A 14,089-nucleotide genomic window follows, 5' to 3' on the forward strand; every position below is an offset into this window, starting at 1 on the left:
TACTGTACATAAAAACAGTATCGGGAAATTTCATGCAATTGATCGATAAGCTCAGCATCCTCGCCGACGCCGCCAAGTACGATGCCTCGTGCGCCAGCAGCGGTGCGCCCAAGCGCAGCTCGGAAGGCAAGGGCGGGCTGGGCTCGACCAATGGCATGGGCATCTGCCACAGCTACACGCCGGACGGCCGCTGTGTATCGCTGCTCAAGATCCTGTTGACCAACTTCTGCCTGTTCGATTGCCAGTATTGCGTCAACCGCCGCTCCAGTGACGTGCCGCGGGCACGCTTTACGCCCGAGGAAGTGGTGCGGCTGACGGTGGATTTCTATCGCCGCAACTGCATCAGCGGACTGTTCCTGAGCTCCGGCATCATTCGCTCGGCCGACTACACCATGGAGCAGTTGATTCGCGTTGCACGCCTGCTGCGCGAGGAACATCAGTTTCGCGGTTACATCCACCTCAAGACCATTCCCGAAGCGGACCCGGCGCTGATCGCCGAAGCCGGTCGCTATGCCGATCGCTTGAGCGTCAACATCGAGCTGCCCACCGATGCCAGCCTGCAGACCCTGGCCCCGGAAAAAGACGTGGCGTCGATCAAGAAAGCCATGAGCACCATCTACACCGGTCAGCAGACCGTGCTCAACGAGCCGCGCGCGCCGCGTTTCACACCGGCCGGGCAGAGCACGCAGATGATCGTCGGTGCCGACCAGACCGATGACAGCACCATCCTGCACAGCGCCGAGTCGCTGTACGGCAACTTCGGCCTGAAGCGGGTCTATTATTCGGCGTTCAGCCCCATTCCCAACAGCCCCAAGAGCGTGCCGCTGGCAGCACCGCCGCTGATGCGCGAGCACCGCCTCTACCAGGCCGACTTCCTGCTGCGCAGCTATGGCTACAAGGCGGACGAATTGCTGTCCGGTCCGGGCGACCTGGCGCTGGACATCGACCCGAAACTGGCCTGGGCCCTGGAAAACCGAAGCGTTTTCCCGTTGGACCTGAACCGTGCCGAACCGGCGCTGATCGCGCGCATACCCGGTATTGGCCTGCGTACCACCAAGCGCCTGGTGGAGCTACGCCGGCAGCGACGGATTCGCTATGAAGACCTGACTCGCCTGCGCTGCGTGCTGGCCAAGGCCAAGCCGTTCTTCATCACCAGCGATTACCATCCACAACAGGCAGAAATCTCCACCCTGTTGCTGCGCGACCAGCTGCGTGATCGCCCGCAACCCCAGCAGTTGGGGCTGTGGGGATGATATGCCTGGATTGCGACGACCTGTTCGCGACCTGGCGGCAACAGGCGCGCTGGCTGCTCAGCCATCAGATCGATCCGAGTCATGTGGGCTGGAACACCGTGGCGGACCTGTTCGCCACGGACGAGCACTACCCGGCGGAAATCGGGCCATTCCAGGCGCGCATTCCCCTAGCCCTCATCGAGCTTCTGGAAAGCGCAGCGCAGTACCGCGGCGAGCAACGCTGGAGCCTGTTGTACGAGGTGCTCTGGCGCGTCAGTCACGGCGATCGCACGGCCATGCTGGCGGGTGATCGCCTGGGCAGTGAACTGCACCGGCGCATCAAGCAGGTGCGACGCGAAAGCCACCATCTGCATGCCTTCCTGCGTTTCGTCGAGCTGCCGGCGGCGGCCGAGGGGCCACCGGGCCCCGAGTACGTGGCCTGGCATGAGCCGGCCCACGATATTCTGGCCCTCGCCAGCGAGCATTTCATCGGCCGTATGGGGCGCAGTCGCTGGCTGATCGCAACGCCCCAGGACGGGGTCTATTACGACGGGGCGCAGTTGATCCACGAGCGGCAGTGCCCGCTGGAATGGCAACAGCTGGCGCAGCAGGCGCACGACCCGCAAGGCGAGCTGTGGCTGACCTATTACAGCCACATCTTCAATCCTGCGCGCCTGAACCCCAAGGTCATGCAGGGCCACCTGCCCACCCGCTTCTGGAAGAATCTGCCTGAAGGGGCATTGATTCCCGGCCTGATCAGCGATGCCCGCACCGGCAAGCAGCGCGATGGCCAGGCCAGCGACATCGGCAAGCGCCAGGGCAAACGCATCGGCCGTTCGGTTTAGCGCACAACTGGCTAGACCGATTGCAGGTGCACTTCGGCCAGTGCGCTGCCCAGTGGGCCGAAGCTGCGCTCGATCATTTCCCGACGACCTGCGGCATCGACGATGACCACGGTGCTGGCCCGCGTCCCGTAGCTGGCTCCGGTAATGAATACGCTCGAGAGCAACCGCTCGGTGGCCAGGCCCACGCCGGTGTCGGGCAATGCATGCTCGGGCGCCTGGGCCGGGTCGGCCAGCATGTCCAGCAGCGCATGGGGCTGGCTGCCCAATGCCTCCAGCCCCTGACGGGCCTTCACCAGCTTGGGCCATGGCGTATCGAGCCCGGCATTGGATAATCCATAGGTGCCCGCCGACAGATACTGCGGGGAGCCTGCGGCCGAGTGCAGGTAGCACAGGCGCTGGCCATCGCCGAGCAGCAGATTGAATCCGGCATACTCGTCCAGGCGGTCCATGACACGCTGCAGGTAATCGTCGATCGACTCCGTGCCGGTGAGAAAGCCTGCGACCAGATCACCTCTGGAGCGCCGAGCGGGCGGCTGGCCAGGTCGGCGGATATTGGTCAGGGCGGCGATGCGCTGCTCGGGCCCGATGCCCAGCCAGGTACCGCCGGCTTCCAGATCCCGCCCGGCGTGAACGCCAGGGTGTTCCCGCCACGGGGACAGGGGCGCCGTGGGCCGTGCGTGGAATTCGTCACGGTTGCCCGCCAGCACCAGCGGGTGGGCATCACCGGGCTGCCAGGTGAAAACGATCAGGCACATACGTGGAAATCCTTGTAGTTTGGCTTCACTCTACCGATCCCCGGCGCGCCTATCCATCGCTGCAAGGTGGAGCGTGGGGCACCGGTTCCGGTACCATGCCGAACTGTTTACGGGGGCAACCATGGAATTCGCGCTGTATCTACTGCTCGGTGCCTGCGCTGGCGTGCTGGCCGGCCTGTTCGGCGTGGGCGGCGGTATCATCATCGTGCCAGTGCTGGTGTTCAGCTTCACCTTGCAGGGCTTCGATGCCTCGGTACTGACGCACCTGGCGGTGGGCACCTCGCTGGCCACTATCGTGTTCACCTCGATCAATGCCATTCGTGCCCACCACCGGATGAAAGCGGTGCAGTGGCCAGTGGTCGGCTGGATGACCCTGGGTATCGTGGTAGGCGCAGGCATCGGCGCGTTCACCGCGTCGCTGATCCAGGGCCCGCACCTGCAGAAAATCATCGGCGTGTTCGCCGTGCTGGTGTCCGTGCAGATGGCACTGGACTTCAAGCCCAAGGCCACCCGCCAGGTACCCGGCAAACTGGGTCTGGGCGTGGCCGGCACGGTGATCGGTTGGGCTTCGGCCATATTCGGTATCGGTGGCGGCTCGTTGACCGTGCCGTTCCTGACCTGGCGCAGCGTGTCCATGCAGCAGGCCGTCGCGACGTCCTCGGCGGTCGGCCTGCCGATCGCCCTGTTCAGCGCGACAAGTTTCATGGTGCTGGGCTGGCACGAGCCGGGCCTGCCAGCGCATAGTTTCGGATTCGTCTACCTGCCGGCCTTGGCGGGCATCGCCATCACCAGCATGTTTTTCGCCAAATACGGGGCACGCCTGGCGCACAAGTTATCGCCACGTGTGCTCAAACGCCTGTTCGCCGCGCTGCTGTTCAGCGTCGGCATGAGTTTTTTGCTTAGCTGAGGAATCGCAATGCTGCCTTACCCGCAGATCGACCCGGTGGCCCTGGCCATCGGACCGCTGAAAATCCACTGGTACGGCTTGATGTACCTGGTGGGCATTGGTGGCGCCTGGTTGCTGGCTTCGCGCCGGCTCAACGGTTTCGACCCGACCTGGACCAAGGAAAAGCTCTCGGACCTGGTGTTCTGGTGCGCAATGGGGGTGATCGTCGGCGGCCGCCTCGGCTACGTGCTGTTCTACGACCTGGAGCAATACATCGCCAACCCTACTTTGATATTCGAGGTGTGGAAGGGCGGCATGTCGTTCCATGGCGGGCTGCTGGGCGTGATGCTGGCGACCTGGTGGTTCGGCAGGAAGAACGACAAATCGTTCTTCCAACTGATGGACTTCATCGCGCCGCTGGTGCCGATCGGGCTGGGCGCCGGGCGTATCGGCAACTTCATCAACGCCGAGCTGTGGGGCAAGGCCACCGACGTACCATGGGCGATGATCTTTCCGCCTTTCAGCGATCCGGCGCAGTTGCCCCGTCACCCCTCGCAGCTCTATCAGTTTGCCCTGGAAGGCGTCGCGCTGTTCATCATTCTCTGGCTGTTCTCGCGCAAACCGCGGCCGACCATGGCGGTATCGGGCATGTTCGCGCTGTTCTACGGAATCTTCCGTTTCATCGTCGAATTCGTCCGTGTGCCCGATGCGCAGCTGGGCTACCTGGCGTGGGGCTGGCTGACCATGGGACAAGTGCTGTGTCTGCCGATGATCCTGGGCGGCCTGGGGTTGATCTGGTGGGCCTATCACCGCGTGCCGGCAGCTCCGCGCCCGGCCGTTTGATTCTTTTTGCCTGGGCGTGACTGCGGTTGCGCCCTGAACGATGCAGGTAAGTCATGAAGCAATATCTGGAACTGGTCGCCCACGTCATCAAGAACGGCACCTTGCAAAGCAACCGCACCGGCGTGCGCACCATCAGTTTCCCGGGTGCCATGCTGCGGTTCGACCTGCAGGAAGGCTTTCCAGCGATCACTACCCGGCGGCTGGCGTTCAAGTCGGCCATCGGCGAAATGGTCGGTTTTCTGCGCGGGGTCAACAATGCCGCCGAATTCCGCGCCCTTGGCTGCAAGGTCTGGGACCAGAACGCCAACGAGAACGCTCAATGGCTGGCCAACCCGTTCCGCCAGGGTGAAGACGACCTGGGCGAGATCTATGGCGTGCAGTGGCGCCAGTGGCCGGCCTACAAGCGCATCGCCCTGAGCAACCCAGCAGCGATCGAACTGGCCACCAGCCAGGGATATCTGCAGATTGCCCAGGCCGAAGAAAACGGCGAAGGCTTTGTGGTGCTGTACAAGGCCATCGACCAGATTCGCCAATGCGTCGACACCATCATCAAGGACCCCGGCAGCCGGCGAATCCTGTTCCACGGCTGGAACTGCGCCCAGCTCGATGAAATGGCGCTGCCGCCATGCCACTTGCTGTACCAGTTCCACCCCAACCCGGAAACCCGCGAGATCTCGCTGACGTTGTACATCCGCTCCAATGACCTGGGCCTGGGTACGCCGTTCAACCTCACCGAAGGCGCCGCGCTGCTGTCGCTGGTCGGGCGCCTGACGGGCTACACGCCGCGCTGGTTCACCTACTTCATCGGCGACGCCCATGTGTACGAGAACCATCTGGACATGCTCAACGAGCAGATGAAACGCGAGCCGCTGCCGGCCCCCAAGCTGGTGATCTCGGACCGCGTGCCCGAGTTCGCCAAGACTGGCGTGTACCAACCGGAGTGGCTGGAGCTGATCGAACCCAGCGACTTTACCTTGGAAGGGTACGAACACCACGCACCACTGACTGCACCGATGGCGGTGTGATCGGTCTCCACTGAAGGCGAGAACCCCCCTGGAATCGGTCTGGCGGCGGGCAAGACTTGGCTGCAGGAGGCGTGACGTACCGCAGCAATTTCGGCGTTCGCGACAAGTCAGGTCCCAACCCTACCAATCGGCCGAATAGGCCAGGCTCAGCGTTCGCCCTTGCGCATTTGCATAAGGCGCGGTGGCATTGGCTTGGGTAAGCAGCGTCTGGTATTTCGTGTTAGTCGCGTTGTAAACGCCTGCTTCCAGACGGCCGACCGGGAGTGCAACGCCGCCTATCAGATCCATCGTCAGATAGCCCTTGGTTCTGCGACCGTTGTGGTCTCGCGCAGCGGCGCCATAGCTGCTGAGTCGCATGGCTTGGGCGCGCAGGTCGTAGGTGCTTGATTGATAGCTGACATACGCGGTGGTTTTGGGCGGTGCAATCCGGGTAGCGGGAAGGTCCAGCCACTTACCTCGCTGGTATGTCTCGCCTTTTGTCCAGGCGTAGGTGCCGCCCGCTCTCCATTGTTCGTTGAGTGAGTGGTCAACACTCATTTCAAAGCCTCGCACACGTTCACGTTGGTTGATCAGCCGCAGTACGCGTGCTTGGGCATCGTAGAACTGCGTAACATCCGATGTGTTCTGATAAGCGCTTACGCGGCCTTGCCAGTTGCTCCAATCACCTCGCCAGCCCAGCTCGTAGCTATCGACCTTTATGGCTTGGGCGTTGAGAGTTTGGATATCGAAGCTGCTGGTGACGTCCCGCATGAAACGCTGAATATCAGGCAAAGAGAATCCCTGACTGAAATTCGTAAAAACGTTCTGTTGATCAGTGAGCTGATACACCATACCCAGATTGTAGAGCGTGGCGTTGTAATCAAGCGTGTCCCCGGGGAGTACAGCGCGCTGGCCGGTTTGAACGATCTCGCCATAGGCAATGCTGTCCGCTATCTCGCTATTGATCCGCTCGTGTCTAACGCCCCCTCGAAGCGTCCAGTCGCCCCAATACCATGCGGACTGGGCAAATAGCGCGCGTGTCTGAGTAGTCAAGTCAGGCCCCAATTCGTAACGAATTCCAGTTTTTCGATAGGTCAGCCCATCCACCAGGTAGTGGTCGCCACGTTGACGTGCGTGTTCGTTGCTATAGTCCGCACCCCACACAAGATCTCCGCTACTGGCGCCGATGCCGGGAAGCTCGGTTTCCACTGCCGCGCGAAGGCCGTATACATTCTGCGTGCTGGTGGTGCTGGCAACGCCGGCGTGTCCGCGTTTGCGGTCGGGGAAAAAACGCGCATCGGCCTTACGCCAATAGGTTTCGAGTTGCACTGTCTGGCCGTAAAAGTCCCCCTCTCTGTAGTTCAGATTGATCGCTTGATTATGCGTGTAAGGCTGTTCCTTCAGATACAGCCCCTTCACAGCTACTGGACGGGTCTTGTTTCGAGGGTCTTTGGTGTAGTCAGTGTCCTGACGGTCCTTATAGTCCTGCAGAGACAGGGTCAGATTACGGTCTTCCCCCAAAGCAAGTCCCCACCGGGTCTGCAGGTCATAGGTTTGAGTGTCCATGCTGCTACCCTGCGACGTGTCTTGAGGTATACGCGCGAGGCTTGCATCGTATTGATCGTTGCGCTGAATGAGATTGCCAGAGCCATACCAGTCCAGCGGACCGTGCCGGCCAGTTGCGCTCTGGAAGAATTCATAGGCGAGCCCTCCACGATGTAGGGTATCGGGAGATGTCAGTCCGATTTTACTGTGCAGCAATAAATCGGCATCAGAGTTGCGTTTGGTGATGATATTGATGATGCCACCTGACGCACCTGCGCCGTAGATACTGGTCGCTCCAGATATGACTTCGATACGCTCTATGCTGTTGGGAGCAATACTGTTCAGCTGTCGGAAATTGTCTCTAGTAGCATTCTGGGAAACCCCGTCAATCAAGACCAACATGTTCCTTCCCCGAAGCGTTTGGCCAAAATTGCTCATGCCACCGCTAGAAGGCGAAAGGCTGGGTACAAGCTGACCAAGCACATCCGAAAGGCGGCGACCGGTGCCTGCCTGTTGTCTGATCTGGTACTCATCGATCACTTGGATCGAGCCTGGAATCGAAGCGATGCTCGCCTGTGTTCTGGTGGCTGAGACCACACTGGCGTCAAGACTCAGGAAGGCCTCTTTTTCCATTTCACTGGCGCGCGAGTCCGTGCACAGAGTCAGTATCGTCAAAAGCCAGACAGGTCTAATCGTGTAGGGCATACAAAGTCCTTTTAGTTGGAAACTAGGAGATACTGCGTGGCGCGCCAGTCCTTTTGCGCATGAGCCGAATGGCTATGGCCGCTGCAACATAGGTTGCAGCCACGATCCAAAAACTTTGAGCGAGGGGCATCCATGCCAGCGTTGAAGCGCCCAAGGCGATGCCCAACAGCGACCCTGCCTTGGCTGCACTATTACCAAGCGCCATCACGAATCCACGCTGGGTTGAATCGATTGTCTGAGCAATAATTGCGTAAGTGACAGGCAGCAAAGCTCCTTGCCATACGTCCCAAACCAAACGTGTTATCAAGAAACTTAGCCAACCTTGTGCGAATATTGTTATTGCCATAGTAAGTGCACAGAGCCATGCGATACCTTCGATCAGCCTGAGCGTCTGGCTATGTGAATGATGATCAAACAGTTTCCCCCATAATGGCGCGGAGACTGCAAGGGTTGCTGCGCTTGCGGCATAAGTAATTCCAATAAGCCACCCAGGTGCATTCAGTACCTCCAGTACATAAAGTGAGTAGAAAGGCTGAGAGATTACTTTAGCCGCTTGCAAAAAAAACATGACTGATAACAACCCAGCAAGCCACTTTCTATCGAGCCTGATCACAGGCCCTCGTTGGCGGTACCTATAAGCCTGCGGGCGATGGTTGGTCAAGAACGCGCCGCCTATTGCACAGGCTAGGCAAACGTATGCAGCTACACTGCAAATGTGTTTGAAGTCATATTTGTCAATCAACCATCCGCCTACGACTGGACCAACCAAAGAACCGATTGCAGTTGCTGATTGAAGTAAAGCCAATGTTTTGGCTTTGTTAAACTCGTGACAACAACACAAAGCATAGGCCTGTGCGGCTACCAAGAACCCTGCAAGTCCGCCTTGGATGCTACGAGTTATGACCAAAGTTGTCGGGTCTGAGATAAATGCCACTGCGCCTTGGAATATGCTCAGCGCAAGAAGTGCGCGCAAGATCATCGCTTTGTGCCCGACCCGGTCTCCGTAGCGAGCCCATAGCGGGCTCAGCAGCATTGCCGCTACCAAGGGGCCTGCATATACTCCCATTGTGAAGAATGCCAAGTGTTCCTGAGATGCTGGACCTAGAAGAGCTTTTATATGCAAAGGCCAGAAAGGGCCACTCATTTCCAAAGCACCCATCGACAGTGCCTGGATCGCAACGAGGAGAAAAATCGCTTTATGGTCAGCGTGCATTGCTGTGCGTGCGCAGTGGATTGGGTATCCTTTCAACAATATCTTTCGAACTTTCTTCCAGCCGCATGCGCAGAAATGCTTTTGCAGGCCAGTCCTCAAAAAGGATAGCCTGGCGCTCTGCTTCCCAGCGTTGAGCGTCTACTTTTGACCTGAATTGGTAGAACACAGATTCTATTTCCTTAGTCAGGGCATTCCACAGCACAGCATGGGGAATACGCCACTGCCGTGCGCAGAGCAGAGAGAGTTCCCCAATGTGGCACATCAGGGTCGTGTGAATGAATTTGTCTCTCACATGGTTAGAATCATCGAACAGTGTCATGTGAGGGTCATGCAGTTGAATATTCAAAGCATGTTTATTGAATGCCTGACGATCTATTCGGATGTCACCAAAGTCGCGGATCAGGAGCTTGCTGGGCTGTTGGCCGGTGCCTAATATCACGAAGCTGTTCTGTTGGTGTGCCTCAAACGCGACACCGAAAATCAGATAGAATCCCAGAAGCCCAGGGAGTGCCATTGAAATGTATTCTTTGTAGAATTTCAAAGCGGCGTCAGGCTCATTGGAGTTGTAGCGTAACTCAATCCACTGTTCCAATAACGGCCTGCCAGACGCGTCCATTGCAAATAGGCTGCCCACCGGGATCGCCAGTTCGCCGTCATCAACCAGATCTGCAGGATTGTCTCTGAATATGGCTGCTATATGCCGCGCGCGATCGTCATCCGATTGTGCTGGTTCATATTGGATGCCCACGCGCTCTGGAATGATCTTCAGGTAGTGGATAAGGGTCGGCTCAATTTCGTGCATTTCTTGTAATAGTCTGCTTACTCGTGGTCCCATCCGTACAGAGCGGGGTGAGATTGTTCTCTGCACACTGGTCAGCCTTAGCGAGACTGGAAGTTTTACTAATGGGGCTTTCCTCCTGCCATCTGGTATTACGGTTCTGAATGACATCGTTGGATGGCCCGTAAACGCTGTCACATCGGTAATCACCAGCATATGCTGACGAATTTCATCAGGAAATAAATTCGGGAGTTCCGTAGTCGCTTGCCAGGGGTGAACCGGAATGGGCGTGTAATCATCGGGCTTTAGTTTAAGTTTTATAAGGGCTTGCTTCCACTCTTCAGCCGCTTTTGGAAAACGTTGTTGCCACCACTTTGTATGGCTCTCAACAGGATCCATTGACTCTATGTAACACACGTCAGTGCGCAACGCAGCCAGCATCACCGGAAGTCTAGCTTCGAACTCTGGGGAAAAGTCGATGATCTGAGAGATGTCCAAACCCAGCTTGGTTTTGTAATTTGGATGCCAAGGATGTCCGAGGGTACCCCATTGCTCCAGTAAGGCTGTAGGATTCGAGTTTTGAGGATTTGAGTGGAGCCAGTCCAGCGTGTTTCTATAGCCATCATGCTTGGCGATATTGCTAAGTTGTGATGCCCAACGGCGTTGGAATGCTATGCACAAAATATCATTCGCAAAGCTATCGTTGATTTCGGACTCAATCCTTGCGAAGGTGCAGTTACTGTTATGCACCGTAAGATGATCGTATATTAGTTCCAGAAGATCGGAGGGTAGTTCGACAGGTTTTACCACGCCTTGTACGTTTTCGACCGAAACCTTCCCTGTTATCGTCCAGCTCCCCATGGGCCCTGACTTGAGTGAGTCAAAGCGTATACGACCACGCCCTGAGATAGCCAAGCATGTGGTTCCATCCGCACAGGCACTAAGCGCTGAAGAATCCAGAAGTTTTTCCCGAAACATCGCCTGGATCAAGCGTTGGCAAGAATGTTCCAAGGCGATGGGCGCCGCATTTACTAGATCACTGAGACCTATACCTCGACGTTTAAAAGCTTCCGTATCTAAGGCTTTTATCCAGCGGGATAGAACGGCTTGTTGCGTTCCGATTCGAGCCGACGTCATGGGCACCCTCACATCCTTGAAATGAAGATCAAAGCGTATAGCGTAAAGCAACTCGATAAAACGTAATGATTCCTATTATCACGTAAGGCATTTCCGAAACCTATGCTTTAGGATGCCTTGCGCCATTTCCTTCACAAACGCAGGTTTTTCGTCGGATTAGGTGATGAATGGATAGAGTTGCGTGTCTTCGCGAGGGTCTTTACGGTTTTCAAGACGGGGCGGCGAGCTTTCTGGTCAGGTAACAACATCGAAGTCTGGCATATGCCAGCCCTACAGACTTTCCGACCTTACTCCTTCGACATTTTCATGAAGATATTCATCCCCCCAACGTCAGTCTCGATCTGCTCCCAGCCAAGCCGCCCGTAGTACGCCGACTTTTCCTCGACAGCACATAGATAGACCCGCTCGACACCCTCAGCTTTCGCTTTCTGCATTCCGGCTGTGAGTAATGCCGCCCCGACGCCCTCATTGCGGCTCTCGGCCTCCACCCACAGCGCCGCCAGCCAGGGCGAATACTGCACTCGTTCATCCATGTCCGAAACGATCAGCGATACCGTGCCCATGAACCGCTCACCTGCATGAGCGACCAAAGTGGTGGGAATGGGCTTGGAACGCAGGCTGTCTTCCAGAAGCGTCAGCACATCTTCCAAGGTTTGGCCGTCTTCCTTCCACCAGGCTTGCCACAGCCGCTCGCCCACGATGGCAAGAAAACCAGGTTCAGTGCGCAGATCTGATATTTGAAAGGGGGTTGCGGTGCGATTCATGACAGGTTCTTTTTGTTGGACATGTGCAACGAACCTATAGGCAGGCTTTGCAATAGCGAAACCAGGATTGTTTCAAAACCTTGCTCGCTGATTCAGTTAAGAGATCCGAAAGTCCGCATGCAGCTGTTGCCAATGTTGGCGCAGGATCGCTTGCTGGTTTGGCTTCATGACGCTGGCCGCTAGGGCCTCAGGCCACAGCGTTCGTGCTGCGTCCAGTGTTTCTCGTAGATGAACGAGCACGGGTCGCCAAGGTATTCCAGAGGTCTCGGCCCATCGTTTGAAGTGTTCGAGCGAGACGTCATACCAGGCTTTGGTATCGGCCATGTTCAACGCAAACTGGCTCTCGCCGGGAATAAATACCTTGGTCGCGACGATGTCGTAAGCCGGGGACAGTTCTGCGCTGAAAGTGTCCGGATAGATCAGGCTCCAGTTCTTCAGATGCGCATCGCCGTTGGCCAGGAGCACATTGACCAGCAAACGCACAGCCATTTGCGTGACATCCCGTTGGCCATGGCGGGTCTGGGTGTAGAGCAATTTGGCGATCTGTTCATAACGGCCGCTGCGGTATTTATCGTGTGCGTAGGCGTAAAGCACCTGGGCGAAGTCTTCTGAATGAACGCGCTGACCTCCAGCAAGCCGATCATAACGACGAATGCCATAGGCCCATTGCTCGTCGGGTAGGTTGATTGCGGGCAGGCTGTCGATCATGTCCATGCCGACCAGGCGTATTTCAGGAATGTCGACGCCTGCCAGTTGTGCCAGTTTCATGCAGGTGTATTCGTTGAGCGGCACGAATGGATGAACGGTGGAAGGCGTCTTGATGATCCAGTCTCCCGGCGCCGTGGGGTCTGCGGTTATGTAACGACCATCCCGGTCGTGCATGGAGAATTTCATCTGTACGCCGGCCAGCGAGAAATGCGAGCGATGGTCGGGTGTGTCGATGGATACTGGAGTGATCTTGCCGTGGTTGCCCAGCGCATAGGCGGGTATGTGTTCGGCAGATACGGGAGTGGCGACCAATGCACCCGGCAAGTCCTGACCGAGCCAGCTCAATAAGGGAAATTCGCTGTCTGGATGCACTTTCATGGCTTGCGCAACCAGGCCACGCAGCGCGCCTTCCGGAAGTAGATTGCTCAACACCGGGTGCAGCCGGTGATGGGTGATGTAGGGGTGTTTGTTTGCCAGTTGACGCCTGAATATGCCCGGATTGAGGTGAGATAAGGTCAGCGTGCGGCGGTGTGGATCATCAATGTAATCCGGCGCCAAGGTAAGTACATTCTTGCCATTCGAATGGCCGGTGACATAACCGACTAGTTGCGAATGCAGCGTCAGCTTCAAGGCCGCTACGGTCTCGATACTCATGGCAGATCGTCCCAAGGATTTTCCGGATAGTTATCCACAGGGCGATCGTCCTCGAAGTACACCGGTGCGCCTGCCAGGATCTTTTCGATCAGCTTGAGTTGATCCTTGGGTACCAGGACCATGCTGGCGTCCAGGCCTTCGGCAATCAGGTCGAGGGTATTGAGGCGCGGGTTGCCGTCTTTTTCGATCTTTCCGTATTGCTGGCGGGTGAGGCCTGTGCGCAAGGGCATGTCCTGGATCTGAAGGCCCAGTTGTTGGCGGCGGTTGCGGATCTGTTGCAGAAGTGTGGTTAGCATGGGTTGAGTATGAGCTGTATATGGTTCATGTCAAATTTAATGAGCCATATACTATTCACACTACACACAAGATTCGAATGGGAGCGTGTATCCGATGAGCCGCGACGTTTGTTTCGCGGCCGCAGACCGCTCCTACGAGGTTGTGTAATCTCTTGTGGGAGCGGGCTCTGCCCGCGAAGGCCGCGCCGCGGTATGCCTGACGAAACGCAGTGCTCTTTTCGCGGGCAGAGCCCGCTCCCACAGGCTGAGTTCAGTCGTTCAATGCCCGTGGCTGCGGCCTACATGGGAGTGTTCGGCATCGGGAACGGTGACGGCGCCGCTGATTTCCAGGCGCTGAAGGATTGCGCAGTGTTCTTCGGCAGTGCCGCCGTGGCATTTCTGGCGCAGGGCCACGAGTTGTTCCTGCAGCGCGACCAGGCCGTCTATGCGTGCCTTGACGTGATGAATGTGCTCGTCGACCAGGTCGTTGACGCTCTGGCATTGATCTTGAGGACTGTCGCGCAGGGTCAGGAGGTTGCGAATTTCATCCAAGGTCATGTCGAGGATGCGGCAATTGCGTATGAAGGTGAGTCGCTCTACATGGGCCTGGGTGTAGAGGCGGTAGTTGCCATCGCTGCGGGCCGGCAGGGGCAATAGGTGTTCGCGTTCGTAGTAGCGGATAGTTTCGACCTGGCAGTCGGTGATTTTCGCCAGTTCTCCGATTTTCATGCTGATGACCTGCAAA

The 14,089-nt window shown here is 57.4% G+C and carries 13 protein-coding genes; 5 read left to right on the top strand and 8 right to left on the bottom strand.

Annotated features, from left to right (window positions below; genetic code table 11):
• The first annotated feature begins 32 nt into the window (after positions 1-32).
• Positions 33-1,253, top strand: a complete 1,221-nt coding sequence (locus IFT80_RS10570) for a putative DNA modification/repair radical SAM protein (protein WP_122480551.1) — start codon at positions 33-35, stop codon at positions 1,251-1,253.
• Positions 1,250-2,077, top strand: a complete 828-nt coding sequence (locus IFT80_RS10575) for a TIGR03915 family putative DNA repair protein (RefSeq protein ID WP_192137532.1) — start codon at positions 1,250-1,252, stop codon at positions 2,075-2,077. The genes IFT80_RS10570 and IFT80_RS10575 overlap by 4 nt, the downstream gene beginning before the upstream one ends.
• A gap of 11 nt (positions 2,078-2,088) precedes the next feature.
• Here the strand turns inward: IFT80_RS10575 and IFT80_RS10580 are convergent, their stop codons facing one another.
• On the bottom strand, positions 2,089-2,832 hold the full coding sequence (locus IFT80_RS10580) for an NRDE family protein (RefSeq protein WP_192137533.1): 744 nt from the start codon (positions 2,830-2,832) through the stop codon (positions 2,089-2,091).
• A gap of 121 nt (positions 2,833-2,953) precedes the next feature.
• Between IFT80_RS10580 and IFT80_RS10585 the strand changes: the two genes are divergently transcribed.
• Genes IFT80_RS10585 through IFT80_RS10595 form a run of 3 tightly spaced genes read left to right on the top strand, consistent with a single transcriptional unit; the run spans position 2,954 to position 5,586 of the window.
• Positions 2,954-3,739: a sulfite exporter TauE/SafE family protein gene (locus IFT80_RS10585; RefSeq protein ID WP_122480548.1), complete on the top strand. Its 786-nt coding sequence runs from the start codon at positions 2,954-2,956 to the stop codon at positions 3,737-3,739.
• Positions 3,740-3,748: 9 nt separating this feature from the next.
• On the top strand, positions 3,749-4,561 hold the full coding sequence (gene lgt, locus IFT80_RS10590; protein ID WP_192058924.1) for a prolipoprotein diacylglyceryl transferase: 813 nt from the start codon (positions 3,749-3,751) through the stop codon (positions 4,559-4,561).
• A gap of 53 nt (positions 4,562-4,614) precedes the next feature.
• Positions 4,615-5,586 (top strand): thymidylate synthase, encoded by a 972-nt coding sequence (locus tag IFT80_RS10595; RefSeq protein ID WP_185794890.1) that lies wholly within the window; start codon positions 4,615-4,617, stop codon positions 5,584-5,586.
• 120 nt (positions 5,587-5,706) lie between these two features.
• On the opposite strand, the gene IFT80_RS10600 is transcribed toward IFT80_RS10595, so the two are convergent.
• The 7 genes from IFT80_RS10600 to cadR all read right to left on the bottom strand — a co-directional run bounded on the left by IFT80_RS10600 (position 5,707) and on the right by cadR (position 14,073).
• The gene (locus IFT80_RS10600) at positions 5,707-7,815 is read right to left on the bottom strand and encodes a TonB-dependent receptor (protein WP_192137534.1); all 2,109 of its coding nucleotides are present in this window, start codon (positions 7,813-7,815) and stop codon (positions 5,707-5,709) included.
• A gap of 22 nt (positions 7,816-7,837) precedes the next feature.
• A complete protein-coding gene (locus IFT80_RS10605) occupies positions 7,838-9,028 on the bottom strand; it encodes an MFS transporter (RefSeq protein ID WP_192137535.1) in 1,191 nt (396 codons plus the stop codon).
• A complete protein-coding gene (locus IFT80_RS10610; RefSeq protein ID WP_122480543.1) occupies positions 9,018-10,943 on the bottom strand; it encodes an IucA/IucC family protein in 1,926 nt (641 codons plus the stop codon). Before IFT80_RS10610 ends, IFT80_RS10605 begins: the two co-directional genes overlap by 11 nt.
• 287 nt (positions 10,944-11,230) lie before the next feature.
• A complete protein-coding gene (locus tag IFT80_RS10615; protein WP_185794893.1) occupies positions 11,231-11,707 on the bottom strand; it encodes a GNAT family N-acetyltransferase in 477 nt (158 codons plus the stop codon).
• A 96-nt stretch (positions 11,708-11,803) separates the two neighbouring features.
• Positions 11,804-13,069: a type II toxin-antitoxin system HipA family toxin gene (locus IFT80_RS10620; RefSeq protein WP_122480541.1), complete on the bottom strand. Its 1,266-nt coding sequence runs from the start codon at positions 13,067-13,069 to the stop codon at positions 11,804-11,806.
• Positions 13,066-13,365: a helix-turn-helix domain-containing protein gene (locus IFT80_RS10625; protein WP_090355550.1), complete on the bottom strand. Its 300-nt coding sequence runs from the start codon at positions 13,363-13,365 to the stop codon at positions 13,066-13,068. Before IFT80_RS10625 ends, IFT80_RS10620 begins: the two co-directional genes overlap by 4 nt.
• Before the next feature lie 258 nt (positions 13,366-13,623).
• A complete protein-coding gene (gene cadR / locus IFT80_RS10630) occupies positions 13,624-14,073 on the bottom strand; it encodes a Cd(II)/Pb(II)-responsive transcriptional regulator (protein WP_192137536.1) in 450 nt (149 codons plus the stop codon).
• Positions 14,074-14,089: the final 16 nt, after the last annotated feature.

The sequence above is a fragment of the Pseudomonas sp. CFBP 8771 genome (assembly GCF_014841695.1).
In the GTDB taxonomy this organism is placed as follows: Bacteria; Pseudomonadota; Gammaproteobacteria; order Pseudomonadales; family Pseudomonadaceae; genus Aquipseudomonas; species Aquipseudomonas baltica.